Consider the following 24,514-nt stretch of genomic DNA (forward strand, 5'->3'; position numbering starts at 1 on the left):
CACTGGTGACGATCACCCTCCATGACCGCCGGGGCGGGCGATCCGGTTGCACCCCACCCCTGTCGAGCGGACCCCGGTCACGAGATATCTTGATGTCGAGCAATGTTGCAGACGTGGAGCGGAGCACCCGGTGACTGACTCGACCATCATCTATACGCACACTGACGAGGCCCCGGCCCTGGCAACGTATTCCTTCCTGCCGGTGGTCCAGGCGTACGCGTCGCAGGCGGGTGTCGCCGTGGAGACGCGGGACATCTCGCTGGCCGGGCGCATCATCGCCGTCTTCCCGGAGTACCTGGCCGAGGAGCAGCGCATCCCGGACGCCCTGCACGAGCTGGGCGAGCTGGCCAAGACGCCGGCGGCCAACATCATCAAGCTGCCGAACATCTCGGCGTCCATCCCGCAGCTGAAGGCCGCGGTCGCCGAGCTCCAGGCGCAGGGCTACGCGCTGCCGGACTACCCGGACGAGCCGAAGACCGACGAGGAGCGCGAGATCCGCGCCCGCTACGACAAGGTCAAGGGCTCGGCGGTGAACCCGGTCCTGCGCGAGGGCAACTCCGACCGGCGCGCCCCCGCCTCGGTCAAGAACTACGCCAAGACCCACCCGCACCGCATGGGCGCCTGGACCGGCGAGTCGAAGACCACCGTGGCCACCATGGGCGAGAACGACTTCCGCTCCACCGAGAAGTCCGTGGTGATCGCCGAGGACGGCGCGCTGCGCATCGAGCTGGTCGCCGAGGACGGCACCACGACCGTGCTGCGAGAGTCGGTACCGGTCCTCAAGGACGAGGTCGTCGACGCCTCCGTGCTGCACGTGGCCGCGCTGCGCGAGTTCCTCACCGCGCAGGTCGCCCGCGCCAAGGCGGACGGCGTGCTGTTCTCCGTGCACCTGAAGGCCACGATGATGAAGGTCTCCGACCCGATCATCTTCGGCCACGTGGTGCGCGCCTTCTTCCCGAAGACGTTCGAGCAGTACGGCCGGACCCTGGCGGCCGCCGGCCTGTCCCCGAACGACGGCCTGGGCGGCATCCTCAAGGGCCTGGAGTCGCTGCCCGAGGGCGACGCGATCAAGGCGTCCTTCGAGTCCGAGCTCGCCGAGGGCCCGGCCCTGGCGATGGTCGACTCCGACAAGGGCATCACCAACCTGCACGTGCCGTCCGACGTCATCGTCGACGCGTCCATGCCGGCCATGATCCGCACCTCCGGCCACATGTGGGGCCCGGACGGCCAGGAGGCCGACACCCTCGCGGTGCTGCCGGACTCCTCGTACTCCGGCGTCTACCAGGCCGTGATCGACGACTGCAAGGCCCACGGCGCCTACGACCCGTCCACCATGGGCTCGGTCCCCAATGTCGGCCTGATGGCGCAGAAGGCCGAGGAGTACGGCTCCCACGACAAGACCTTCGAGGTCCCGGCCGCCGGCACCGTCCGCCTGGTCGACACCGCCGGCAACGTCCTGATCGAGCAGCCGGTCGCCGAGGGCGACATCTTCCGCGCCTGCCAGACCAAGGACGACCCGATCCGCGACTGGGTCAAGCTCGCCGTCACCCGCGCCCGCGCCACCGGCGACCCGGCCGTGTTCTGGCTGGACGAGACCCGCGCCCACGACGCGGTGCTCATCGAGAAGGTCCGCCGCTACCTGCCCGAGCACGACACCGAGGGCCTGGACATCCGCATCCTCGCCCCGGTCGAGGCCACCAAGCTGTCGGTGGAGCGCATCCGCCGCGGCGAGAACACCATCTCGGTGACCGGCAACGTCCTGCGCGACTACCTGACCGACCTGTTCCCCATCCTGGAGCTGGGCACCAGCGCCAAGATGCTGTCGGTCGTCCCGCTGATGGCGGGCGGCGGCCTCTTCGAGACCGGCGCCGGCGGCTCCGCGCCGAAGCACGTCCAGCAGCTGGTCAAGGAGAACTACCTGCGCTGGGACTCCCTCGGTGAGTTCTTCGCCCTGGTGCCGTCCCTGGAGCAGTACGCCGACGCCACCGGCAACAGCCACGCCAAGGTGCTGGCCGACGCCCTGGACCGCGCCACGGCGACCTTCCTCAACGAGGACAAGTCCCCGACCCGTCGCGTCGGCGGCATCGACAACCGCGGCAGCCACTTCTACCTGTCCCTGTACTGGGCGCAGGAGCTGGCGCGGCAGACCGAGGACGCGGAGCTGGCCAAGGCCTTCCAGCCGTTCGCGGAGGCGCTGGCCGCCAACGAGCAGAAGATCGTCGACGAGCTGAACGCCGTCCAGGGCGAGCCGGCCGAGATCGGCGGCTACTACCAGCCCGACCCGGCGAAGGCCGCCGCCGTCATGCGCCCGTCGGCGACCTGGAACGAGCTGCTGGCGTCCCTGAGCTGACGCCGGCGCCCCGCGGCTCCCGCGGGGCGCCCCTCGTGCCCGCCCCGGCCGGACCTCCCGGCCGGGGCGGTCGCGCGTCCGCCCCTCCCGATCCCTCACCCGCCCCGTCCCCCGGAGCCGCCGTATGAGCCCTGCCGTGCCGTCGTTCGAGCTGCTGCCCGGAGCCGGGACGTCACCCGTGATCCTGCACGTCCCGCACGCGGCGCGGGCGGTGCCGCCCGAGGTGCGCGCCGGGATCGTGCTCGACGACCGCGCGCTGGAACGGGAGCTGGACCACATCGTCGACGCGCACACCGCCGAGCTGGCCGAACGGGCCGCCGGGCTGGCGCGGGTCGTGCCGTGGCGGTTCGTGAACCGGCTCTCCCGGCTGGTCGTCGACCCCGAGCGCTTCCCCGACGAGCGTGAGGAGATGCTCGCCGTGGGCATGGGGGCGGTGTACACGCGGACCACGCACCGCGAGGTGCTGCGCGCTGCGGGGACCGACCCGGGACCGCTGGTCGAGCGGTACTTCGCGCCGTACGCGCGGGCCATGACCGAGGCCGTGGCCGACCGGCTCGCGGCGGCCGGCCGGGCCGTGATCGTCGACGTGCACTCCTACCCGACCCGGCCGCTCCCCTACGAGCTGCACGGCCAGGGCCCGCGGCCCGCGATCTGCCTGGGCACCGACGCCTTCCACACCCCCGGGCCGCTGCTCGCCGCCGCGCGGGAGGCGTTCGGCGCGTGGGGCGACGTGGGCCTGGACAGCCCGTTCAGCGGGACGTACGTACCGCTGGAGTACTACGGGTCGGACGCCCGGGTGCGGGCCCTGATGGTGGAGATCCGGCGCGACACCTACATGACCGAGCCGGGCGGCCCGGCGGGCCCGGGCCTGGAGCGGCTGGCGGAGTCCCTGGCGGCGCTGGTGGACGCGGCCGGGGCGCTGTAGGGGCTTCGCCGTCCGGCCGGGGGGCCGCCCCACAGCCGTACGGTGCTAGTCGGCCGGCACGGTGAGCACCACGGTGTCGCCACCCGTCACGGCGAAGGTGCCGTTCTGGCCGGCGGCGACCGTGTCGCTGTGGACGACCGTGCCCGACGCGGTCCTCTCCGTCAGCGTGAGGGTCCGGTTCGTGAGATTGGTGACCGCGAACTGGGTGGCCCCGGCCTGGACCCCGTCGCCCTGTTCGGCGATGCCCGGCAGGAACACGAAGGTCTGCAGGCTCACCAGGATGCCCGTGGCGCCCTTCTGGACGATGAGCACGTCCCCGGTGGCGGCCGCCGCCGGGGACGCCGAGGCCGCGACGGCGCCGGCCCCCGCCAGCAGTGCGAGGACGGCTGCGACCGCGGCGCGGCGTCTGCCGGTGGTGATCCCCATCGTTCTTCCCCTCCCTGTCGTACCGGGCCCCCGGAGGACACCGGCCGTGGCGCCGAGCCTCGCGCGCCGACGCCGCGTCCCGGAAGGGGCGCAACGGGGCGTGCGCGGGCACGCGGACGGCGCGAGGGGTGCCTGAACCGGCTCAGGCGCGGAGCCACTCCGTCACGACCGTCTCGTCGCCCGTGCGCAGGCGCAGGGCGAACGGGCCGGCCGGTGGGGGGTCGCCGATGAAGCGGCCCAGGTCGTCGGCCGTGAGGCGGGCGCCGGCCTGGGGGCCGCTGAGCACCTCGATCGACGCCTCCTGCGGTGGCAGCAGCTGGCCCATCAGGCCGTGCGGGGTGACCTCCACGTCGACGGTCAGCTCGCCGGTGTGGAAGGTCAGCATCCGCGGCGGGTCCGCCACGCCCCGCACGGGGATGGCGTCCACCAGCGAGTCGAAGGTCAGCTCCGCGATCCGCGCGTCCAGGTCGTGCAGCGCGTAGGCCTCCACGGCGATCCGGCGCAGCTCGGGCGGCACCGGGTCCAGGATGGCGGCGGCCTGGCGCAGCTCGTCCTCCGTCCGGCCCTGCTCGGCGGCGTCCTCGTCGGCGGTGCCCCGGTCGAAGGGCCCCCCGTCGAAGAGCTCGCCGGAGCCGCCGGCCTCGTCGTCCCTCATGTCCTTCACAACGCTCCCCGTGCGATGAGTCGGGCCCGCAGGCGGCGCAGACAGCGCTGCCGCATCGGGCCGATGCTGCCGACGGCGATGCCCAGCGCCGCGGACACCTCCTGGTAACTGGGCGGCGGCGAGGCGATCAGCACCCGCAGCAGTTGCCGGCAGCGCTCGCCCAGTGCCTCGAACTCCTGCCAGAGGAAGCGGACGCGCTCGCTCTGCGCGGCCGCCTCCTCGGAGTCCAGCACCGACTGCTCCGGTGTGCGGTCCTCGCTGACCCGGTCGAGCAACTGGGGGTCGTCCGTGGGGGTCAGCCGCTTGGCGCTCTTGATCACTTTCAGGCATTCGTGGCGCGTGGTGCTCGCCAGCCACGAACCCGCCTTGTCGGGTTCCCGGATGCGCCCCAGGTGCTGGGCGAACCGGAACCACGCCGTCTGGTAGACCTCGTGCCCGTCGGCGTCGGACAGCCGGTGCGCGCGCACCACCGACCAGACCAGCGGGCTCAGCCCTTCCACCAGCGCCTTCCAGGCCGCCGCGTCGCCGTCGACGGCGGACTGGACGAGCGCGCCGACATCAGTACGGTCCACGGCCCCACCCCTCGTGTACGGCCTGTCATCGTACGCCGTGGGCGGCGCCACGGCGGACCTCACAGGGTCCGCACGGGCCGCTGGACCGGCACCGGACGCCAGGTGGGCGGCCGCAGCGCCTGCACGTGCGCCCCGCGCACCTCGGCGAACTCGGCGCACGAGTCGAGCAGTTGGCGGGCGGCCACCCGGGGGTCGCGCTCCTTGTGCGCCGTCATCCAGGAGGCGACCAGGCCGGCGGCCACCGGTGTCGCGAAGGACGTCCCGCTCCAGGAGGCCAGGCCGTCGAACGTCACCCGGTCCGGCTCGTCCGCGCTGCCGTCGTCGCTCAACACGCCGGTGTGGCGCGGGGACTGGCAGGTGCAGGTGTAGGTGAAGCCGTAGCGGCAGGCGTCGTACGTCGAGTGCTGGTAGACGTACGGCACGGGCGCGTCGAAGCCGGTGAGGGCGCTGACGAGGCGCTCCCCGGGGGCGTAGACGCGCACCCAGGGCCCGTGGTTGGAGAAGCAGGCGCCGAACTCGCCGTCGCCGCGCAGCGCGCCGACGGACAGGACGGCCTCGGCGTACTCGGGCAGGGCGGCGTAGGCGGCGGGCCAGAACGGGGTGGCGCTGGCGTTGTTGCCGGCGGCGGCCACCAGCAGGGTGCCGCGGTCGTTGAGCTCGCGCATGAAGGCGTCCAGGCCCAGCAGGCCGTCCACGCGCCCGTTGGAGGTGCCCGCGGAGAGGCTGAGGACGTCCGGCCAGCCGCCCTGCTCGACGGCGTCGAAGAGCTTGTCGCCGAACTCCGACTCCAGGATCGCCCCGGCGTCGTTGAGGGTGCCCCGGACGGTGACGTCCGTGTTGGGGGCGATGGCGGTGACGATGCCGGCGATGAACGTGCCGTGGCCGACGTACTGCTGGAGCACGCCGTCGTCGTCCCGCTCGCGGGTCTGGAGGTCGCCGTCGGTGTGGGCGAACTGCGGGTAGGAGCGGTAGTCGCTGGTCAGTCCGGTGTCGATCACCAGCACCTGCACCGCGCCGTCCGGGTCGTGGGCGCCCTCGGCGGCCGCGGGGTTGGGCGCCTCGGTGCGCGGGGCGGGCACGGGCTCGTCGCCCGGGCAGGCGTTGACCGCGATGGACACCACGTGGTTGCGGCTGACCAGGCGCCGGCCGGAGCGGCCCTCGGCCTGGCGCAGGGCGCGCAGCGCGCCCGCGACGGTGTGGTCGCCGCGCCGGTCGGTGTCGGACGGGTCGCCGACCTGGATGCGGGTGATGCCGGAGCGGTTGGTCTCGGGGCCGGCGCGGCGCACGTGGTCGGCGACCAGCTCGGGTGCCTCGGTGAAGTGGGAGCGCACCGTGTCCTCCACGAGCGCGGCCTCCTCGCCGTCGCGGGCCAGCACCACGCCCCGCTCGTAGATGAACTCGGCGGAGTCGTCCGGACCCAGCGCCAGCGGCACACCCGGCAGTGCGCGCTGGATGTGGTCGAACTGCTCGTGGAATCGCTGTGGTGCCATCGCGTGGTCCTCCCCCTGAGGCGGTGGTTGTCATTCAGAGCCGCGGAACCGCCGCCTGATACAGGTGGTGCGACGGTACGGCGGGGTGGTGCGGTTCCCGGCGCGCGCCCCGGTCGCCGTACGGAACGCCCGCCGCGCACCCCGGCCACCGCACGAACGCCCGCCACGGGCACCGTACGCCGTACGAACCGGTGCGGATCGGGCCCGCACCGTGAAGATCCGGCACGAACCGGCAGGGATCCGGCACGAACCGGTGTGACCGCCTCCGCAGGCCGTTACCATCCTTCGAGTGACAGCGGGAAACGACTCGGTGCCCGAACTGCTGCCGATGGTGTTCGCCGCCCCCAACGAGGCTCTCGCGCGGGCGCGGGCCCTCCTCGACTCCGACCCGCCGCCGTCGCACGCCTCCGTCGCCCACCAGGTGATCGGGATCTGGCAGCGCGACTGGGGCGACCTGCGCCTGGCCCTGGAGCACCTGCGGCGGGCCCGTGACCTCGCGGCCCGGGCCGAGTCCCCCGAGCGGGAGGCGGACGTCCTGGCCACCCTCGGTGTGGCCCTGGTGCACGCGGGCCGCACCCGGCAGGGCCTGGCCGCGTTCGAGCAGGGCGTGCGGCGCGGCAGCGGTCACACCCGCGCGCGCGTGCTGTACCGGCGGGCGTACGTCTGGTGGGTGCTGGGCCACCACCGCGAGGCCCTGGAGGACGTGCGGCGCGCGATCCCCGTGCTGCGGCAGACCGGTGACGTCATCTGGACGGCGCGGGCGCTCACCCTGCGCGCCACGGTGCACCTGGCGCTCGGCGCGGTGGAGCGGGCCGAGGCCGACTTCACGGCGGCCGAGGCGCTGTGGGACACCACCGGCCAGGAGCACGACAAGGCCGACGCCGTGGAGAGCCGGGGCCTCGCCGCGTTCCGCGCCGGGGACATCCCGGCGGCTCTGCGGCTGCTGGACGAGGCCCAAGAGCGGTACGCCAAGCTGGGCACGCCGACGTTCATGCTCACCATCCGGCGCTGCGAGGTGCTGATGGCGGCGGGGCTGGCGCCCGAGGCGCTGGCCGAGGCGGACGCGGCGATCGCCGTCCTCGACGGGATCGGCGGGCAGTCCACGCGCAAGGCGGAGCTGCTGCTGGTGGCCGCGCGGGCGGCCCGGCTGGCGGGCGACCCGGGCACCGCCATCGCGCGTGCGGCGGTCGCCGTCCGGCTGTTCTCGGGGCAGCGGCGCGGCTGGTGGGAGGCGCACGCGCGACTCGTGCTGATCGAGGCGCGGTTCGCGTCCGGGCGCGGCTACGGGCGGCTGGTGGCGGACGCGGCCCGGGTCGCCGAGCGGCTGGAGTCGTCCGGGGCGCCGGCCGCGCCCGAGGCGTGGCTGCTGGCGGGCCGGATCGCGCTGCACCTGGACTGGACGGCGGACGCCGAACGCTACCTGCGGGTGGCCGCGCGCAGTCGGCGCAGCGGGCCGCCGCTGGCCCGGATCACCGGCTGGGCCGCGCAGGCGCTGCGGGCCCGGGCCGCCGGGTCGGGGCGGGGCGTGCTGGAGGCGTGCCGGTGCGGCCTCGCCGTCCTGGACGACCACCGGATGACGCTCGGCGCCTCCGAGCTGCGCGCCCGGGCCACCGCGCAGGGCGCCGAACTGGCCGCGCTGGCCCAGGCGGTGAGCCTGGCCGGGGGCGGGCCGCGGCGGCTGCTGGAGTGGAGCGAGCGCTGGCGGGCGACGGTGCTGACGGCACCGCCGACCCGGCCGCCCGCCGACCCGGTGCTGCAGAGCGGGCTGACCGCCTTCCGTGAGATCGCCGCCCGCGCGGAGGAGGCCCGCCGCGACGGCCGGCCGGTTCCCGCGCTGGAGCGCGAACAGCGGCGCCTGGAGCGGGAGGTGCGGTCGCGGACCCTGCACATGCGCGGGGACGCGCCGGGCGGCGGGTACCGCTTCGACGTCGCCGGGCTGCTGGAGCGGCTCGGCGACGGGCGGCTGGTGGCGCTCGCCGTGCTGGACGGGCGGGTGCAGGTGCTGCTGTGCGGCGGCGGACGGGTGCGCCGGTTCGCGGGTGGGCAGGTGGAGCGGGCGGAGCGGGAGGCCGAGCACGTGCAGGCCACGCTGCGGCGGCTCGCCCACCCCCGTGCGGAGGGCCGGCTGCCGCTGGTGGAGGCGATGGGCCGCCGCCTGGAGGAGGTGCTGCTGGGCCCGGCGGCCCGCCACCTCGGCTCCGGCCCGGTCGTCGTGGTGCCGCCGGCCCGGCTGCACAGCGTGCCCTGGGCGCTGCTGCCGTCGCTGCGCGAGCGGGTCGTCAGCGTGTCGCCGTCCGCGAGCAGTTGGCTGCGCGCACGGGAGACCGAGCCGCCGGCCGGCGGCCGGCACGTCCTGGTGCGCGGGCCCGGCCTGGCGACCGGCGGCGCGGAGGTGCCGGAGGTCGCCGACCGGTACGGCCGGGCCACGGTGCTGGAGGACGCCGACGCGCGCGTACCGCGCGTGCTGGAGGAACTCGACGGCGCGGCCCTGGCGCACATCGCCGCGCACGGCGACTTCCGGGCCGACAGTCCGCTGTTCTCCTCGCTGCGCATGGTGGACGGCCCGCTGATCGTGCACGACTTCGAGCGCCTGGCCCGCAGCCCGTACCGGATCATCCTGTCCAGTTGCGACACCGCGCGGCTCGCCTCCGTCGGCGCGGACGAACTCCTCGGCCTGGTCACCGCGCTGCTGCCGCTGGGCACGGCCGGGGTGGTGGCCAGCAGCGCGCCGGTGAACGACGAGGCGGTGGTCCCGCTGATGCTCGCGCTGCACAAGGGCCTGGGCGACGGGCTGTCGCTCGCGGAGGCCCTGCGCGACGCGCGCGCGGCGCTGCCGTCGGACGCCACGCACCAGGCGACCGGGTGGGCGTTCACGGCGTTCGGCGCGGCGTGAGCCGACCCCGGTTGGGGCTGGGCGGCCGCGGGTCCGGGGGCCGCCCACGCCGTGCTGTATCAGACCGGGGCGGACGGGCTCTTGCTGTCGTGACGATTTACGCACGCGTCCCGAGGACTCCCGTCGAGCGGCCGGGGCGGGCCGCATGACCGCCCGCTACTGCTCCCTCGTCCCGGCGCCCGACCCGGCCGTCGCGCCGGGGCTGGCCGCCGAACGGCTGGGGGCGTTCCTCAGCGGGCGCCGGATGTGGGTCAACGGCACCGTCCTGCACTACTGCTTCTTCGACGGGGACGACGACGGCTCGGTCATCGCGGTGCCGGGCTGCGGGCGGAGCCGGTGGGTGTCGTGGGTTGGGGGCGAGGAGCAGCGGGCCGTGGTGCGCGAGGCCTTCCGCGAGTGGCGGGAGCTGGGCATCGGGCTGGAGTTCCGCGAGGTCGCCGACCGGTCGGAGGCGGAGCTGCGCATCGGCTTCCAGCAGGGGGGCGGGTCCTGGTCGGCGATCGGCCGGGACGCGCTGCCGGCCGGGCGGGGCGAGCGCACCATGAACTTCGGCTGGGACCTGACGGCGCCCGGCGAGCGGGCCACGGCCCTGCACGAGATCGGGCACGTGCTGGGCATGAGGCACGAGCACCAGAGCCCCTACGCGGGGATCCACTGGGACGACGAGGCCGTGTACGCCGACCTGGCGGGCCCGCCCAACCACTGGAGCCGGGAGCGCACCGACGCCAACGTGCTGCGCAAGCTGGACGCGGCCGAGGTCAACGGGTCGGTGTGGGACCCGCAGTCGGTGATGCAGTTCCCCTTCGACCCGGGGCTGATCCTGGAGCCGGAGCAGTTCCGCGGGGGTGTGCGTCCGCCGGGCGGACTGTCTCCGCAGGACAAGGAGTTCGTGCTGCGCTGGTACCCGCCGCTGCCGCCGGGGGCGCCGCCGGCGCTGGTGCCGTTCCGTTCCGTGCCGCTGTCCCTCGGGCCGGGCGAGCAGGCCGAGTTCACCGTGGAGCCGCCCGAGACGCGCGCGTACACCGTCGGCACGTTCGGGGAGGGCGATTGCGTGGTCGTGGTCTTCGAGGAGCGGGACGGGGAGCCCCGGTTCCTCGCCGGCCACGACGACGCGGGCACCCCGGACAACGCCACGCTCCGGATGCGGCTCGTCAAGGGCCGCCGCTATGTCGTCCGCGTGCGCCTGTACTCCGGCTGGGGTTCGGGCGAGACCGCCGTCATGTGCTGGTGACGGCCCGCGGACCGGGACCACTGTCCGACGGGGGAAGGGCCGGGGTCCGTCGCCTTCGGGGGAGGGGGACGGGCCCCGGCCCGCGCCGGGTGCGTGGTCCTAGGACGCCGCGCGGTGCTCGCGGGTCTCGTCGGGGTGGGCGAGGCCGAGGTGGTCGCGCAGGGTGGTGCCCTCGTAGTCGGTGCGGAAGACGCCCTGTTCCTGCAGGAGCGGGACGACCTTGTCGGCGAACTCGTCCAGGCCGGTCGGGGTGATGTGCGGGACCAGGATGAAGCCGTCGGAGGCGTCGGCCTGCACGTACTCGTTGATGGTCTTGGCGATGGTCGACGGGGAGCCGACGAAGTTCTGCCGGTTGCCGGTGTGGATGACCAGGTCGCGGATGGACCAGTTGTTCGCCTCGGCCAGCTCGCGCCACTCGCGGGCGGTGGCCAGCGGGTCGCGGTACATCCGCACCTGGGCCCGGCCGCGGGCGATGTGGTCGGTGTCGACGTCGGGGTCGACGTCGGGCAGCGGGCCCTCGGGGTCGTAGCCGGACAGGTCGCGGTTCCAGACGAACTCCAGGTGCTTGAGCGCGGTGGCTCCGCTCACCTGCTGGCGGCGCACCTCGCGGGCCAGCTCCTCCGCCTCGGCGTCGGTGTCGGCGAGGGCGAAGGTGGCCGCGGGCAGGATGAGCAACTGCTCCGGGCGGCGGCCGTACGTGGCCAGGCGGGACTTGACGTCCGTGTAGAACTCCTGGCCCGCCTCCAGGGTGCCGTAGCGGCTGAAGATGGCGTCGGCCTCGGCGGCGGCGAACTCGCGGCCCTCGTCGGAGTCCCCGGCCTGGAAGATCACCGGGCGGCCCTGGGGCGAGCGGGGCACGTTGAACCGGCCGTGGATGTCGAAGTGCTTGCCGTGGTGGACGAAGGCGCCGGCCCGGGCGTCGCGCAGGAAGGTGCCGGTGGCCTGGTCGGCGACGATCTCGTCGCCCTGCCAGGAGTCGAACAGCTCGTGGGCGGTGGCCAGGAACTCCTTGGCGCGGGAGTAGCGCTCGTCCTGCGGCAGGAACCCGCCGCGGCGGAAGTTCTCGCCGGTGAAGGCGTCCCAGGAGGTGACGACGTTCCAGGCGGAACGGCCGTCGGAGAGGTGGTCGAGGCTGGCGAACTGGCGGGCCACCTCGTAGGGCTCGTTGAAGGTGGAGTTGATGGTGCCGGTCAGGCCGAGGCGGTCGGTGACGGCGGCGAGCGCGGCCAGGACGGTGAAGGTGTCGGGGCGGCCGACCACGTCCAGGTCGTAGATCCGGCCGCCCTGTTCGCGCAGGCGCAGGCCCTCGGCGAGGAACAGGAAGTCGAACTTGGCGCGTTCGGCGGTCCGCGCGAAGTGCACGAACGAGTCGAACTCGATGTGGCTCCCGGCGCGCGGGTCGCTCCAGACGGTGGTGTTGTTGACGCCGGGGAAGTGGGCGGCCAGGTGGATCTGCTTCAGCGGCTTGCTCATGGTCCGTGGTCCTCCGGCCCGTTCAGGCTGCGGCGTAGCGGTTGGCGGGGCGGGCGAGGCCGAGCAGGCCGCGCAGGGTGTCGGCCTCGTAGGCGCGGCGGAAGGCGCCGCGGCGCTGGAGTTCGGGCACCAGGCCCCGGGTGATCGCGGGCAGGTCGTGACCGGCGACGGCGGGGCGCAGCCGGAAACCGGACAGCCCGGCCGACTGCAACTCCTGGAGCAGGTCGGCGAGTTCCGCGGAGGTGCCGGTGAAGACGAGGGCGTCGCTGGTGTACGGCTCACCGGCGAGCGCGTCCAGGCGCTCGCGGCGGGCGCGGGCGGCGCCGGGGTCGTCGTCGAGGAAGACCACCAGGTCGCCGAAGACGTGCAGCGGCTCGGCGGAGCGGCCGGCGGCGTCCTGCTCGGCGCGGATCTCCGCGACGATCGCGCGAGCCTGGCCGGCGTCGTGCGGGGTGACGTAGCCGACGTCGGCGGCGCGGGCCACCAGCCGGTACGGGACCGTGGCGTGGGCGAGGGCCGTGACCAGCGGCTGGCCCTGCGGCGGGCGGGGCGTGATGGAGGGGCCCTTGACGCTGAAGTGGCGGCCCTCGAAGTCGATGTAGTGCAGCTTGTCGCGGTCGATGAAGCGGCCGGTGGCCACGTCGCGGATCTCCGCGTCGTCCTCCCAGCTGTCCCACAGGCGGCGCACGACCTCGACGTGGTCGGCGGCCTCGTCGAAGAGGTCGCTCACCGACGGGGGGACCGGAGGGTCGTAGGAGTCGATGCGCTCGACGGTGCGGCGGCCGAAGTGCGCGGCCTCGTTCGGCCGGGCGGTGATCTGCACGCGCAGGCCGGCGCGGCCGGTGCTCACGTAGTCCAGGGTGGCGATCGCCTTGGAGATGTGGAAGGGCTCGGTGTGGGTGGCCACGACGGTCGGCACCAGGCCGATGTGCCGGGTGAGCGGGGCGACGCGGGAGGCGACGAGGACGGCGTCGAGCCGGCCGCGCACCTGGTCGGTGCGGTCGTCGGGGTCCAGGAAGTGGGAGGACTGGGGCCCGAGGCCGTCCTCGAGGGTGACGAAGTCGAGCAGTCCGTGCTCGGCCTCGGTGACGAGGTCGGCCCAGTAGCGGGCGGTGAACAGCGCACGGGGGCGGGCGACCGGCTCGCGCCAGGAGGCGGGGTGCCAGCCGGTGCCGTCGAGGGCGACGGCGAGGTGCAGGGCGGAGGCGGGCTTCTCGGAATCGGTCGCAGGGGTCGCGGGGTTCGCGGCGGAGGGGGACACGTCAGTGCCTTCCTGGAGGTCCGTACGGGGGTCGCCGGGCCGCGTGCCGGCTCGGGGCGGCGACGGGGCGGCGGGGCGGGGGGAGTCCGGTTCAGCGGCGACAGAGGACGCCGGGGACGCGGGGCGCGGCGGGGTGCGGCCGGGTGAGCGGGTGCGCGGCGAGCGGGACACCGGTCATGCCGTCACCTCCGTCCTCGGGGCGTTGGAGCCGTCCGGCGCGGCCTCGCTCAGCGCGTCGTAGGGTGCAACATCCGTGCGGGCGGCGGGTGTTCTCGGGGTGCGCAGAACGACGATCCGGGAGCTGCGGCGCAGCTCGAAGCCGAGGGACCGGTAGAGGCGGATGGCGGGGGCGTTGTCGGCGGCGGCGTGCAGGAACGGCACGTCGCCGCGGGCCCGGATGCCGGCGGCGACGGCGCGGATCAGCCGGGTGGCCAGGCCCCTCCCCCGGTGCTCGGGGTCGGTGCACACCGCGCTGATCTCCGTCCAGCCGGGCAGCCGCAGCCGCTCGCCCGCCAGGGCGACCAGCCGGCCGTGGTGCCGGATGCCGAGGTAGGTGCCGAGCTCCACGGTCCGCCCGAGGAACGGGCCGGGACGGGTGCGGGCGACCAGGTCGAGGATCTCGGGGACGTCGGCGGGGCCGAGCCGTACCGCCTCGGGGGCGGGTTCGGCCCGCAGCGCGGTGTCGACGAGCTGGACGCCGCAGCCGGCGCCGACGACCTCCCAGCCGTCGGGCACGTCGTCGACGGGCTTGACCCGTACGGTGGTTCCCGGCCCGGCGAGCGCGTGCAGGTCGGCCCACGCGGCCGGGTCCGCGGGGTCGGCGAGCGCGGCGAAGGCGTAGACGTCGGCCGGGTAGCGGGCGGCCCGGCCCAGGCGCTCGGCGAGGTGTGCGTGGGGGCCGGTGAGGGCCGCCCAGACGGCGTTGTCGAGGGGGTGCGGGCCGGTCACGGGGAGGGCTCCGCCCCCGCGGAGGTCGGTCGGCTGGTCCACGGAGGCGGAGTTCCTCTCTTCTGCTCGGACGGGTCGCAGGTGCGGGTCAGGCGTTGTCGAGCGGCAGCCCGGGCGGGTTGATCTCGGACTTGGTGACCGCGTCGCTGGTGAGGTTCCAGGCGGTGAGCCACTTCGCGTACTGGCCGTTGTCGATCAGGTGGTTGATCGCGTCGGAGAGCGGCTTGGCGAGGCCGCTGCCCTTCTTGGCGGTCGCGGCGATCAGGCCCTGGAGCGTGGCGCCGGCGCCGGAGAACTGTCCCGCGAGGCGGGTCGGGCTGGGCGTGCCCGCGCTCTGGGTGACGTGGTAGGCGAGGTTGGGGCTGGGCCCGAAGTAGGCGTCGATCTTGCCGCTGTTGAGGGCCAGGTAGGTGCTGTTGGAGTCCTGGAAGTACTTGATGGTGAGCTTCTTGCCCTCCTTCTCCAGCTTGCCCTTCCACTCCAGCAGGATCCGCTCCTGGTTGGTGCCGGCGCCGACCGACACCGTCTGGCCGGCCAGGGCGCGGTAATCGCCGTCGAACGTCCACGAGGACTTCTTGAGCGTCTCGAAGGTGAGGTCGTCCTTGCGGTAGGAGGCGAACTCGTACTTCTGCTTGCGCTCCTCGGTGTCGGTGATGTTGGAGAAACCGACGTTCACCTTGCCGCTGTCGATGCCGACGAAGAGGTTCTCCCAGGTGAACCGCTTGACCTCGGGTTCCAGGCCGAGGACGGCGGCGACCAGGCGGGCCAGGTCCACCTCGGAGCCGGTGAGGGTCTTCTGGTCGCTGCCGGTGAAGCCGAGCGGCGGGGCCCCGGCCGGCAGGGTGCCCGAGCCGATCACCAGCTTGCCGCTCTTCCGGACGGCGGCGGGCAGTTCGGCGCTGATGGACTTGACCTCGGAGACCTTCAGGGTGGTCTCCTTGGCGGCGCCGTTGGACAGTCTGCCCACGGTGACCGTGCCCGCGGCGCCGGTCGTGGTGGCGGCGTCGCTGTCACCACCGCAGGCGGCGAGCCCGGTGGCGAGGGTGGCGACCGCGGTGGCCGCGGTGATGCCGCGTATCAGGCTGCGTCGGGTGAAGTGGCGGGGCATGGCTGTTCCTTGTCGTTCGTGCTGCGTGATGAGAGAGGGGTGAAGAAGGGGGGTGGCAAGGGGGGGTCGAGCGGAGTCGGCGGGGGTGTGCCGTCAGAGGACCTTGCTGAGGAAGTCCCTGGTCCGCTCGTGCTGGGGGTGGTCGAGGACCTCGGAGGGCGGGCCCTGTTCGACGATGCGGCCGCCGTCCATGAAGACGACCCGGTCGGCGACCTCGCGGGCGAAGCCGATCTCGTGGGTCACGATCAGCAGGGTGGTGCCGCTGGTCGCCAGGTCCTTGATGACCGCGAGGACCTCACCGACGAGTTCGGGGTCGAGGGCGGAGGTCGGCTCGTCGAAGAGGATGACCCCCGGCCGCAGGGCGAGGGCGCGGGCGATGGCCACGCGCTGCTGCTGGCCGCCCGACAACTGCCGCGGGTAGGCGGCGGCCTTGTCGGCGAGCCCGACCCGGGCGAGGAGGTCGCGGGCGAGGGCCACGGCCCCGGGCCGGCTGAGCCTGCCGGTCGCCACGGGGGCGGCGGCCACGTTGTCGAGGACCGTCAGGTGCGGGAAGAGGTTGAAGTTCTGGAAGACGAACCCGATCCGGCTGCGCTGGGCCAGGATGGCGCGCTCGCTCAGCTCCTTCAGCCGGTCGCCGTTGCGGCGGACGCCGATCGGCTCGCCGTCGAGGCTGACGTAGCCGACCTCGGGCTTCTCCAGGTGGTTGACGACCCGCAGCAGCGTCGACTTGCCGGAGCCGGACGGGCCCAGGATGACGGTGACCTCGCCCGGCCGGACGGTCAGGTCGATCCCGTTGAGCACCCGGTGGGCGCCGTACCACTTGTGCACGTCGTGCACCTCGACGGCCGCGGCCGTCCGGTCGAGGGTCCCGGTGGTCATACGGCGGCCTCCCTGCGGATGCGGTCCCGCACGTCGGTGAGGCCGGCGCGCAGCCTCTGCAGCGGGGTCGGCGGCAGGGTGCGCGTGGCGCCCCGGGCGTAGTACCGCTCGACGTAGAACTGGATGACGGAGACGACGCTGGTGAGGATCAGGTACCAGACGGTGACCACCAGCAGCAGGGGCACGATGTCGCCGGGGTAGGTGGAGCCCATCGACTGCGCCGTGCCGAACAGGTCGAGCAGCGACACGTAGAAGACCAGCGAGCTGCTCTTGATCAGGTTGATCAGCTGGTTGACGTAGTTCGGGGTGATGGAGCGCAGCGCCTGCGGGAAGACGATCCTGCGGAACTGGTAGCCCTTCGGCAGGCCGAGGGCGGCGGCCGCCTCGTGCTGGCCCTGGTCGACGGAGAGGATGCCGCCGCGGACGACCTCGGCGGCGTACGCCGACTCGTGCAGGCTCAGGCCGACGACGGCGATGGCCATGTCGGTGGCGAGCCGGGACTCGTCGAAGCGGACGAACGCGGGTCCGAAGGGGACGCCGATGCTCAACGTCTGGTACAGGGCGCTGAAGTTGTAGAGGAACAGCAGCACCACGATCAGCGGGACGGAGCGCAGCGCCCAGACGTAGGTCCAGCTGACCGCCCGCAGCACCGGGCTGCCGGAGAGCCGGGCCAGGGCGAACACGATCCCGCCGAGCAGGCCGAGGACCGCGCTCCAGGCGGTGACCTCGAGGGTGATCAGCAGCCCGTCGAGGATGGTCGGGCGGAGGAACCAGTAGCCGAACCGGTCCCACTGGTAGAAGGGGTTGGTGACCAGGCCGTGCACGAACTGGGCGGCCAGGACGAGGACCACGGCGGTGGCGATCCAGCGCCCGGGGCGGCGCAGCGGCTGGACGCGCTGGGCCGCCAGCGGTCTTGACGGTGTGTCGGTGGGTGGCGCCGTGACGAGGGACACGGCGGCCGGGGATTCGCTCATGGAGGGGCTCCGGCGGGAGTCGGACACCCCGGTCGAGGGTCACCGTGGACGGTCGCGGAGCGCCGGCCGGGCGGCGGGGACCGCTCGGACGGCGCGGCGGTGGACGCGGCGCACGGTGGGATGGAGGCGACCGGGGCGGGGCGGACAACGGCACACCGCTCGGGCGGTGTTCGTCGGGTACGCGGCTCGGGGGTGGTGTCAGCCCCGACAGCGGGCGCGGCCCGGTGCGGTACACAGTGCGCTGCTGACCCGGAGCAGATCGACGGCGCGGTCGGCCACGAGCGGGGCGGGCTGGTCGGCGGACGGCCGTACGCAGCCGTGGGAGCGGCGGGGGGCCGTCCTGTCGGCTGCGTACATCGTGGTCACCGTCTCTGTTCCGGCCCCCTGGCGAGGGGGCTGTCCCGGCCCCGTGCGGGGCTCTCGCGCTTACCGAATCCGTCGTCCGGTCCGGTCGTCACCTGGGGCACCCCACCGCGGCGCGAGGGTTGCCGGTCAGCAAGCCAGGGCTTGTCGCTGACGCTCTTGACCGTTCTGGGCCGTAAGTTAAGACAGTCCCCGCCCGTGATGTCAACGCCGGTCCACGGGTTGGACCGGCTCAGGGGCGTTCGACCTGCGGTCGGGCGCGGTCGGCGTCCAGGGCGAGGGCCGTCCAGTCCAGGATCTGGACGGCGGCGCCGGCGGCCTCCAGGCCCTGGCAACGGGCCTCGTGGCGGCGGGCGATGCCGTCGAGGTCGAGGTGCCGGCCGAAGGCGGGGTGGGTGGTGAGGCGTCGCGCGTACGCCCACAGGGCGGGGTGCCCGGCGACGCGGCGCACGGCCGAGGCGTCCAGGTGGTGACGGTGCACCGTGTCGAGCTGCACCAGCGTCACCCACAACTCGACGTCTGCCGCTGTGATCTGATTGCTAATCAGGTACGACTGCGCGGCGAGTCCGCGCTCCAGCACGTCGAGCGTGTCGAGCAGGGTGTCCAGGGCCCCGGCTCGTTCCCCCGGGTCGGCGTCGGCCGATCCTGCACGCTGCGCGGCCTGTTCGACGCCCTGGGCGCACATACGCTGCACGGCCTCGATCTCGGACTCGGCGCCGCACGGGTACAGCGAGGGCCGGCCGCCCCCGAAGCGCCGGGCGAGGTCGCGGGCGATGTCGGGGCCGTGGGTGGAGACGATCCGTCCGGACCAGTCGTCGCTGAGGACGGGGCCGAGGGCGGGCCCGGTGTAGTGGTGGGCGCTGGCCTCGTAGAGCGGGCGCAGCGCGGAGTGGCCGCCGTCGGGACAGTCGGGGACGGCGGGCAGGACCGTGACGGGACAGGCGGTGTCGAGGCCGAGCAGGCTGTGGGTGACGGCGATGCGCAGCCCGTCGGGGTCGGCGGGCGACAGGTGCAGGCGGTAGCGGCGCGGTACGGCGTAGTGGCCGCTGCGCGCGTCGCGGCCGATGCGCCCGCGGAAGGCGGGGCCGGGCCGGTCGGACGGGTGGTGGGCGGCCAGTGGCGTGACGGACATGTCTCTCCCGGGAGGCGGGCGCGACGCGAGGTACGCGCGGTGGAGGCGGCTGCGGACGGCTACGGCGGCTGTCGCGGCACGGCGGCTGCGGACGGCTTCGGCGGCAGGGCCGGCGGCGACGAGGGGCAGGCGGCTGTGGGCGGCGGACGGCGCGTGGGCGGCGGGACGCGGACACGGTCGGCCCCGGACGGCACCGGCGCGGGGCACGAGCGCCCGGGACGGCGCGGGCGCGTGACGGGAGCGGCTGCGGGAGGGGGCGGGAGGTCCGGACGCACCGCGGGCGGGTCCCGCGGGCGCACCGCCGGGCGGATCCCGGGGGCGTACCGCGGCAGGTCCCCGGGGGGCGTACCGCGGGAGGTCCCTGGCGGTCGACCGCGGATGCGGTCCCCGGCCGGCGCCGTCGTCCGGACGCACGGCGGGCCTCGCGGTCCCGGACCGTCGGACCCGCGTCGCGCGGCTCCGCCCGCTCAGGGGGTGGCCGGCCGGGCCCGGGTCAGCCCCGGGCGGCCCTGATGGCGCTGCACACGCGCTGCAGGTCGATGTGGCGGCGGGAGGTGAGCAGGGGTGACGACCACGTCGTACGGCCGGTTCGGCTCGCCCGGGTGGTGACCGGCTCCACGTGGCTCATGTTTCCCTACCTGTTCACTAGGATTCCCGCCTCCGAGTGTCGATCCGCCTCCAGGCCCCGTCAAGGGGTCATCCACCAGCTGGTTGCAGGGCGCCTCTGCGCGCGGGCCGCGCCCAGGTCTCCGCGCGGCCGGACGTGCCTGGTCCTGTCACCCCCAGGAACACGGGGGCACTGCCGCGGGCCGCCGTCCGGCGCGAGGCTGGACGCATGACGACCACACTGATCACCGGAGCGAACAAGGGTCTCGGCTTCGAGACCGCCCGCCGGCTCGTCGCCGAGGGCCACACCGTCTACATCGGCAGCCGGGACGCCGCGCGCGGCCGTGCAGCGGCCGAACGGCTGGGCGCGCGGGCCGTCCTGCTGGACGTGACCGACGACGCGTCGGTGGCCGCCGCGGCCAAGACCGTCGAGGCGGAGAGCGGCGGGCTGGACGTCCTCGTGAACAACGCCGGCATCGAGGAGCGGGGCGAGGGCCACGCGTTCGTCGGCCCGGCGGACCTGACCCCCGACACCCTGCGGACCGTGCTGGAGACGAACGTCGTCGGCGTGGTCCGGGTGACCCGCGCCTTCCTGCCGCTGCTGCGCCGGTCCGCGGCGCCGGTCGTGGTGAACGTCAGCAGCGGACTCGCCTCGCTGACCCGGGTCACCACCGAGGGCGACCCGGCCTTCGCCTACCCGGGCGTGGCCTACCCCGCGTCGAAGGCGGCGGTGAACATGATCACCGTCCAGTACGCGAAGGCGTTCCCCGAGCTGCGCGTCAACGCCGTGGAGCCGGGTTTCACCGCGACCGACCTCAACGGGCACGCGGGCACCCAGACCGTCGAGGAGGGCGCCGAGGTCATCGTCCGCATGGCCCTGCTGGGCCCGGACGGTCCGACCGGCACGTACGTCGACGTGAACGGCCCGTTGCCCTGGTGACGGAGGGCCGCGCGGACGGGACCGACCTGGCCGGCCGTCCGGCCGTGCGGCGGCTTTCCACCGTGCCGACGTGGAGGGGGCTGAGGTGCTACTGCGCGTCGTTCAGGAGGTTGAAGAGACCGGCGGCCGGTGCGAGGTCGCTGCCACCGCAGGACTGGTGAGGGGCAGCGGCAGGAACCTGGCCCACGTTCCCGCCGCCCGAAGCGTGCGAAGTGCCTGACACGGCGCTGGTCGAAGCGCGGGAGTGGTTCAGGCAGGTGTTGCCGAACGCGGGGTTGCCCACCGGCAGAACACCTCCCGCGGCCGCCGGCACGCTTTGGGTAGCTGTGCCCGCCACGGCGGTCAGGACGACGAGGACCGGGTATGCCATGCGCTTCACGGCCGACTCCTGTCAGAGCTGGTTGCTGGTTGCTGGTTGCTGGTTGCTGATTGCGGGCAGTGCCCTGCCACATGATCGAACCGATGACGCGACCGGCACGCGTACGGACACGGTCCCACAGCGAGGCAGGCTGGGGGCGGTGCAGCAGACCGGGGTGCAGGGGACCGCGTGTCAGCGCAAGGGGGCGGTGTGTCGAATCGGCCGGGGCGGAGGCGCTGGCCGTGGCCCGAACCCCGTCGCGTGGCGGCACTGCGTCCCCCGTCAGATGTCCCGACCGGAGCATGACCGCCACGGCACCTCGGCGAGCCGGGCCAGGAAGACGTCCGGGGCCGGCCAGTTGCGCATGGGGCGGCTGTGGTCCTGAACCGTCAGCAGCGCCTGGACGGCCGGCCGTGAGAAGTCCGGGGCGATGCCCCAGCCGGGGCGCGAGCTGAGCAGGTCCTCCACGGTGATCGCCCGCTCCGCCGGGACCACGTCGTCGACGGGTCCGTCCGGTGTGCGGACCACCAGCGGCTTCGCCAGTTCCGGCAGCCACTCGGCGATCGGGTCGTCCAGCGCGATGCGGCCTTCGTCGACGAGCGTGAGCAGGCCGGCCGCCATGACCGGCTTGGTGAGCGAGGCGATCCTGAAGATCGACTCCCGGGTCATCGGGGCGCTGCCGGTGGTGTCCGCCGACCCCACCGTGACCACCTCGACGTCGTCCCCGCGCGCGACCAGGGCGACAGCACCGGGGACGGTCCCGTCGTCGACACGTCGCCGCAGCGTCTTGTACAGCGTGCTGCTCATCGTTCGACCTTCCGGTGGGCGGGGAAACTACGGGGGTACGACTCCGCCCACGCCCGGAAATCATCGCCACTGCACGACGGCTGCGGGTGCGTGGAGGCACGGCGTACCCGCCTCCACGCCGGTCCCGGCCCGCCCACCGACCACGCCTCCGCTGTCCGTCGCCGGCCCGCCGGACCGCACCGCGCCGGTCGGCTGCTTTCAGGCCGCTGTGTTCGTCCCCACGACCTCCCGCCGTCAGGCAGTCCTCCCGGGTTCGGACACGTGGGGCCCTGTGCGTAGTCCGCGTGGATTGACGTATGGGGTGAGGGTTTCCAAGCTGGAGACGGGGCCGCTGGAAGGGGCCGTGATCGTGAGTGGTGGGCAGAGTGGGCTTTCGCGGCTGCTGACTGCTGCGGAGAGGGCGGCACCGGTGGACGCCGTTGCGGTGGTCGCGGAGGACCTGCGGCAGCGGTTCGGGGCCAGGGAGGTGTCCTTCCTCATCGTGGACCTGACGGGACAGGCAGTGGCGCGGCTGATCACCGCCGCCGGTGCGGAGGGCGGGCGGGAAGCGGAGCGGATTCCTCTGTTCGGCAGTGTCTACGAGCAGGTGATCCGCACCCAGCGGCTGTTCCAGGAGCCGGCCGGCCGAGGGCAGCGAGTGATCGTGCCGGTCACCAACCGGGGGGACGCCATCGGGCTGCTGGAACTGCTCCTGCCCGCCGATCCCGGCGCCGGCATCCTCGAGGAGGTCGGTGAAGCCGCCCACATCCTGGCCTACGTCGTGATCGCCAACGGACGCTTCACCGACCTCTACACCTGGGGCAAACGCTCCAGGCCTCCTACCCTGGCCGCTGAGATCCAGTACCAGCTGCTGCCTGCGTCGCTGTCGTGCGAGGCGGCGCAGTTCACCCTGTGCGGGAGCCTGGAGCCTTCGGAAGACCTCAGCGGCGACACCTTCGACTACGTCCTGGACCGCGACACTCTGCACGTGTCGGTGACCGACCCCATGGGCCACGACATCGACTCCGCCCTGGCCGCCACCGTGCTGGTGGGCGCCCTGCGCGGTGCCCGCCGCGCCGGGGCCGGCCTGGCGGAGCAGGCCCACCGCGCCGACCAGGCCCTGGCCGGTCACGGCCGCGGCCACGCCACTGGGCAGCTGCTGCGCATCAACCTGCGCACCGGCCGCGCCCAGATGGTCAACGCCGGCCATCCCTGGCCACTGCGGCTGCGCGGCGGGACGGCGCAAGCGGTCGCCTGCGCGGCGGACCACCCCTTCGGGCTGTCCGTGTCCATGCCCCACCCCTACCGGGTCCAGGACCTCGATCTGCGCGCCGGGGACCGCCTGCTGCTGGTGACCGACGGGATGCTCGAACGCCACGGGGAGACGGTCGACCTGGCCGCCCTGCTGGAGCGCACCCGCAACCTGCACCCGCGGGAGGCGGCGCACGCGCTGACCTCCGCGGTCCTGGACGCAGCCGGGGGCCGGCTCGCGGACGACGCCACCGTGATGTGCCTGGACTGGCACGGGCCCCAGCAGACCCTGCGGCACGTCAGCTCCGGCGCGGACACGCGGCAGGCCTCGGCCGGCCGCACGCGGCCACGGTAAGCGGCTAGACGGTCGTCCGGCGGGCTGGGCCCCGGGGCGTGGCCTGAGCCGGCCAGGGCACGCACGCCACCGCCCGCCCCGAGCCGGCGGGTCCTGGCCCACTTGGGAAGGGGACGGGCACGGGCGGGTCGGGGCGCGCACCCACCCCTGCGGCCAGTCCGCACGGCACGAGCCGGTGAGGGCCGACGCCGCCGTTGGCGATCCCGATCGGACACCGGGCACCTGGAGCACTCGGCAGGGCGGCGAGAGCCTGCGACGACGCAGTTCCGCAGGGCCCGGCTTCCACGGCTGCTGCAGCGGCTCGGGCGATGCTGGTCCCGGGCTGTGCACGGCGAGCTGGGCGCGGAAGCAGGTGAGCGAGGGGCCCCTGCCGACCAGCGGTGGGTGGTGCAGGGCGAGAACGAGACAGCCGCGTCGTTTGGCTGCGGCGCCGCCACCATCGACGACATCACCGACACGCCCCAGCATCCGATCGGCCGCCACCTGCCCCCGATCTCCGAGGACCCGGACTACCCCTTCCCCGCGGTAGCGCCCCAGTCCGAGGCAGTGGGTGCCGACACCGACGTCATCACCGTCGGCGCGGGCGGCAACACCCTCGGCTTCGCCGACCTCGTCATGAAGTGCCCGCAGCTGGGCGGTGAAAGCGACGGCAAGGGCACCCCCTGCAAGGACGCCCTGGGCGCCGGCATCCCGGCCCGCCTGACGAAGGTCCGCCAGGACTACGACCGGATGCTCGAAGTGCTCCACGAGCGCGCCCCGCACGCCAAGATCCTGGCCGTCGGCTACCCCACGATCGTCCCCCGCGACGCCTCCAAGTGCAGCTACGGCGACCTGACGCAGTTCGGCACCATCACCCAGGGCGACCTGGACTGGCTGCGCGAGGACGTCCTGAAACCCCTCAACGAGGCCATCGACAACTCGACCGGCACCCAGGACGCGGCCGGCTTCGTCGACCTCTACACCCCCTCCCAGAACCACAGCGTCTGCGACGACAGCAAGTGGGTCGAGGGCGTCGTCACCCTCCCCGACCAGCTGTCCTTCGTCCACGCCAACGCCCTCGGCCACCGCAACGCTGCCGACCACGTCGAAGAAGCGATGCTGAACGCCATCGACGTGAGCTGACCCGCTCCCGTTCACCCGGCCGATGCCCCCAGCGCACTGGCCTCCGGCACGAGCCGGAGGCCAGTTCCGCGCGGGTCAGGCGGTCTCGCCACGTCATGACGCCATCCTTTTGGCACCAGCCGCCCGTACTGTCCGGACGAAGCGAACCGCCTCCGCTCGTGGCCCCGCGGCCCACCGCCATCCGGCAAGCGGAGCTGGCGGTCGGCACGCCACCACGCAGATCGGCGCACTTCGGCACCCTCGCTTCAGTCAGCCGCGCGCCACGGCCGGATCGGTCGTCGACGGACACATCATCAGCGGCACCGTCGACGGGGTCAGCGACAGACCTGGTCGAACTGGTCGGCACGGCGGCTCGCCCAGAACGGGTCGAGCGGCGCCGGGAGGGACCGACCAACGATCGCCCTGGG

At 73.9% G+C, this 24,514-nt stretch carries 21 protein-coding genes and 1 riboswitch; of the genes, 7 read left to right on the plus strand and 14 right to left on the minus strand.

Annotated elements, in window-relative coordinates; all coding sequences use genetic code 11:
• Positions 1–130: 130 nt before the first annotated feature.
• Positions 131–2,350, plus strand: coding sequence for an NADP-dependent isocitrate dehydrogenase (locus AQJ30_RS14155; RefSeq protein WP_067233307.1), 2,220 nt, complete (start codon positions 131–133; stop codon positions 2,348–2,350).
• A 124-nt stretch (positions 2,351–2,474) separates the two neighbouring features.
• Positions 2,475–3,275: an N-formylglutamate amidohydrolase gene (locus tag AQJ30_RS14160; protein WP_067233309.1), complete on the plus strand. Its 801-nt coding sequence runs from the start codon at positions 2,475–2,477 to the stop codon at positions 3,273–3,275.
• 45 nt (positions 3,276–3,320) lie between these two features.
• On the opposite strand, the gene AQJ30_RS14165 is transcribed toward AQJ30_RS14160, so the two are convergent.
• From AQJ30_RS14165 to AQJ30_RS14180, 4 genes are all read right to left on the minus strand, one after another.
• Complete coding sequence (locus AQJ30_RS14165) at positions 3,321–3,701, minus strand: hypothetical protein (RefSeq protein ID WP_067233311.1); 381 nt, start codon at positions 3,699–3,701, stop codon at positions 3,321–3,323.
• 142 nt (positions 3,702–3,843) lie between these two features.
• Positions 3,844–4,356: a hypothetical protein gene (locus AQJ30_RS14170; protein ID WP_067233594.1), complete on the minus strand. Its 513-nt coding sequence runs from the start codon at positions 4,354–4,356 to the stop codon at positions 3,844–3,846.
• Between the two features lie 5 nt (positions 4,357–4,361).
• The gene (locus tag AQJ30_RS14175; RefSeq protein WP_067233313.1) at positions 4,362–4,937 is read right to left on the minus strand and encodes an RNA polymerase sigma factor; all 576 of its coding nucleotides are present in this window, start codon (positions 4,935–4,937) and stop codon (positions 4,362–4,364) included.
• A gap of 59 nt (positions 4,938–4,996) precedes the next feature.
• Positions 4,997–6,427: a S8/S53 family peptidase gene (locus AQJ30_RS14180; protein WP_067233315.1), complete on the minus strand. Its 1,431-nt coding sequence runs from the start codon at positions 6,425–6,427 to the stop codon at positions 4,997–4,999.
• A 328-nt stretch (positions 6,428–6,755) separates the two neighbouring features.
• On the opposite strand from AQJ30_RS14180, the gene AQJ30_RS14185 reads away from it, so the two are divergent.
• A complete protein-coding gene (locus AQJ30_RS14185) occupies positions 6,756–9,320 on the plus strand; it encodes a CHAT domain-containing protein (RefSeq protein ID WP_211278990.1) in 2,565 nt (854 codons plus the stop codon).
• 145 nt (positions 9,321–9,465) lie between these two features.
• On the plus strand, positions 9,466–10,551 hold the full coding sequence (gene absR1 / locus AQJ30_RS14190) for a beta-glucuronidase AbsR1 (protein ID WP_067233318.1): 1,086 nt from the start codon (positions 9,466–9,468) through the stop codon (positions 10,549–10,551).
• Between the two features lie 99 nt (positions 10,552–10,650).
• Here the strand turns inward: absR1 and AQJ30_RS14195 are convergent, their stop codons facing one another.
• From AQJ30_RS14195 to AQJ30_RS39805, 8 genes are all read right to left on the minus strand, one after another.
• Positions 10,651–12,024: an NtaA/DmoA family FMN-dependent monooxygenase gene (locus tag AQJ30_RS14195; protein ID WP_067233320.1), complete on the minus strand. Its 1,374-nt coding sequence runs from the start codon at positions 12,022–12,024 to the stop codon at positions 10,651–10,653.
• 22 nt (positions 12,025–12,046) lie between these two features.
• Positions 12,047–13,285 carry an LLM class flavin-dependent oxidoreductase gene (locus AQJ30_RS14200; protein ID WP_067233322.1) on the minus strand — a complete coding sequence of 413 codons (1,239 nt, stop codon included), beginning with the start codon at positions 13,283–13,285 and terminating at the stop codon, positions 12,047–12,049.
• Positions 13,286–13,459: 174 nt separating this feature from the next.
• Positions 13,460–14,275 (minus strand): GNAT family N-acetyltransferase, encoded by an 816-nt coding sequence (locus AQJ30_RS14210; RefSeq protein WP_211278981.1) that lies wholly within the window; start codon positions 14,273–14,275, stop codon positions 13,460–13,462.
• A 46-nt stretch (positions 14,276–14,321) separates the two neighbouring features.
• A complete protein-coding gene (locus AQJ30_RS14215; protein ID WP_067233326.1) occupies positions 14,322–15,341 on the minus strand; it encodes a transporter substrate-binding domain-containing protein in 1,020 nt (339 codons plus the stop codon).
• Positions 15,342–15,434: 93 nt separating this feature from the next.
• Positions 15,435–16,220, minus strand: a complete 786-nt coding sequence (locus AQJ30_RS14220; protein ID WP_067233327.1) for an amino acid ABC transporter ATP-binding protein — start codon at positions 16,218–16,220, stop codon at positions 15,435–15,437.
• Positions 16,217–17,194: an amino acid ABC transporter permease gene (locus AQJ30_RS14225; protein ID WP_067233329.1), complete on the minus strand. Its 978-nt coding sequence runs from the start codon at positions 17,192–17,194 to the stop codon at positions 16,217–16,219. The genes AQJ30_RS14220 and AQJ30_RS14225 overlap by 4 nt, the downstream gene beginning before the upstream one ends.
• Before the next feature lie 417 nt (positions 17,195–17,611).
• Positions 17,612–17,722: riboswitch (SAM riboswitch) on the minus strand.
• A gap of 67 nt (positions 17,723–17,789) precedes the next feature.
• On the minus strand, positions 17,790–18,689 hold the full coding sequence (locus AQJ30_RS14230; protein ID WP_067233330.1) for a glutathione S-transferase C-terminal domain-containing protein: 900 nt from the start codon (positions 18,687–18,689) through the stop codon (positions 17,790–17,792).
• Positions 18,690–19,182: 493 nt separating this feature from the next.
• Positions 19,183–19,317: a putative leader peptide gene (locus AQJ30_RS39805; protein ID WP_281200932.1), complete on the minus strand. Its 135-nt coding sequence runs from the start codon at positions 19,315–19,317 to the stop codon at positions 19,183–19,185.
• Positions 19,318–19,524: 207 nt separating this feature from the next.
• Between AQJ30_RS39805 and AQJ30_RS14235 the strand changes: the two genes are divergently transcribed.
• Positions 19,525–20,235, plus strand: a complete 711-nt coding sequence (locus tag AQJ30_RS14235) for an SDR family NAD(P)-dependent oxidoreductase (protein WP_067233332.1) — start codon at positions 19,525–19,527, stop codon at positions 20,233–20,235.
• 88 nt (positions 20,236–20,323) lie between these two features.
• Here AQJ30_RS14235 and AQJ30_RS38420 read toward each other — a convergent pair whose 3' ends face one another.
• Together AQJ30_RS38420 and AQJ30_RS14240 are read right to left on the minus strand one after the other, a co-directional pair.
• The gene (locus AQJ30_RS38420) at positions 20,324–20,614 is read right to left on the minus strand and encodes a hypothetical protein (protein WP_159052324.1); all 291 of its coding nucleotides are present in this window, start codon (positions 20,612–20,614) and stop codon (positions 20,324–20,326) included.
• A gap of 261 nt (positions 20,615–20,875) precedes the next feature.
• Entirely contained in the window at positions 20,876–21,400 is a 525-nt protein-coding gene (locus AQJ30_RS14240) for a serine hydrolase domain-containing protein (protein WP_079084024.1), read from the minus strand.
• Positions 21,401–21,809: 409 nt separating this feature from the next.
• Between AQJ30_RS14240 and AQJ30_RS14245 the strand changes: the two genes are divergently transcribed.
• Together AQJ30_RS14245 and AQJ30_RS14250 are read left to right on the plus strand one after the other, a co-directional pair.
• Positions 21,810–22,985: a PP2C family protein-serine/threonine phosphatase gene (locus AQJ30_RS14245; protein ID WP_067233333.1), complete on the plus strand. Its 1,176-nt coding sequence runs from the start codon at positions 21,810–21,812 to the stop codon at positions 22,983–22,985.
• Between the two features lie 384 nt (positions 22,986–23,369).
• Positions 23,370–24,107, plus strand: coding sequence for an SGNH/GDSL hydrolase family protein (locus tag AQJ30_RS14250; RefSeq protein WP_245726918.1), 738 nt, complete (start codon positions 23,370–23,372; stop codon positions 24,105–24,107).
• The last annotated feature ends 407 nt before the right edge of the window (positions 24,108–24,514 follow it).

Source organism: Streptomyces longwoodensis, assembly GCF_001514125.1.
In the GTDB taxonomy this organism is placed as follows: Bacteria; Actinomycetota; Actinomycetes; order Streptomycetales; family Streptomycetaceae; genus Streptomyces; species Streptomyces longwoodensis.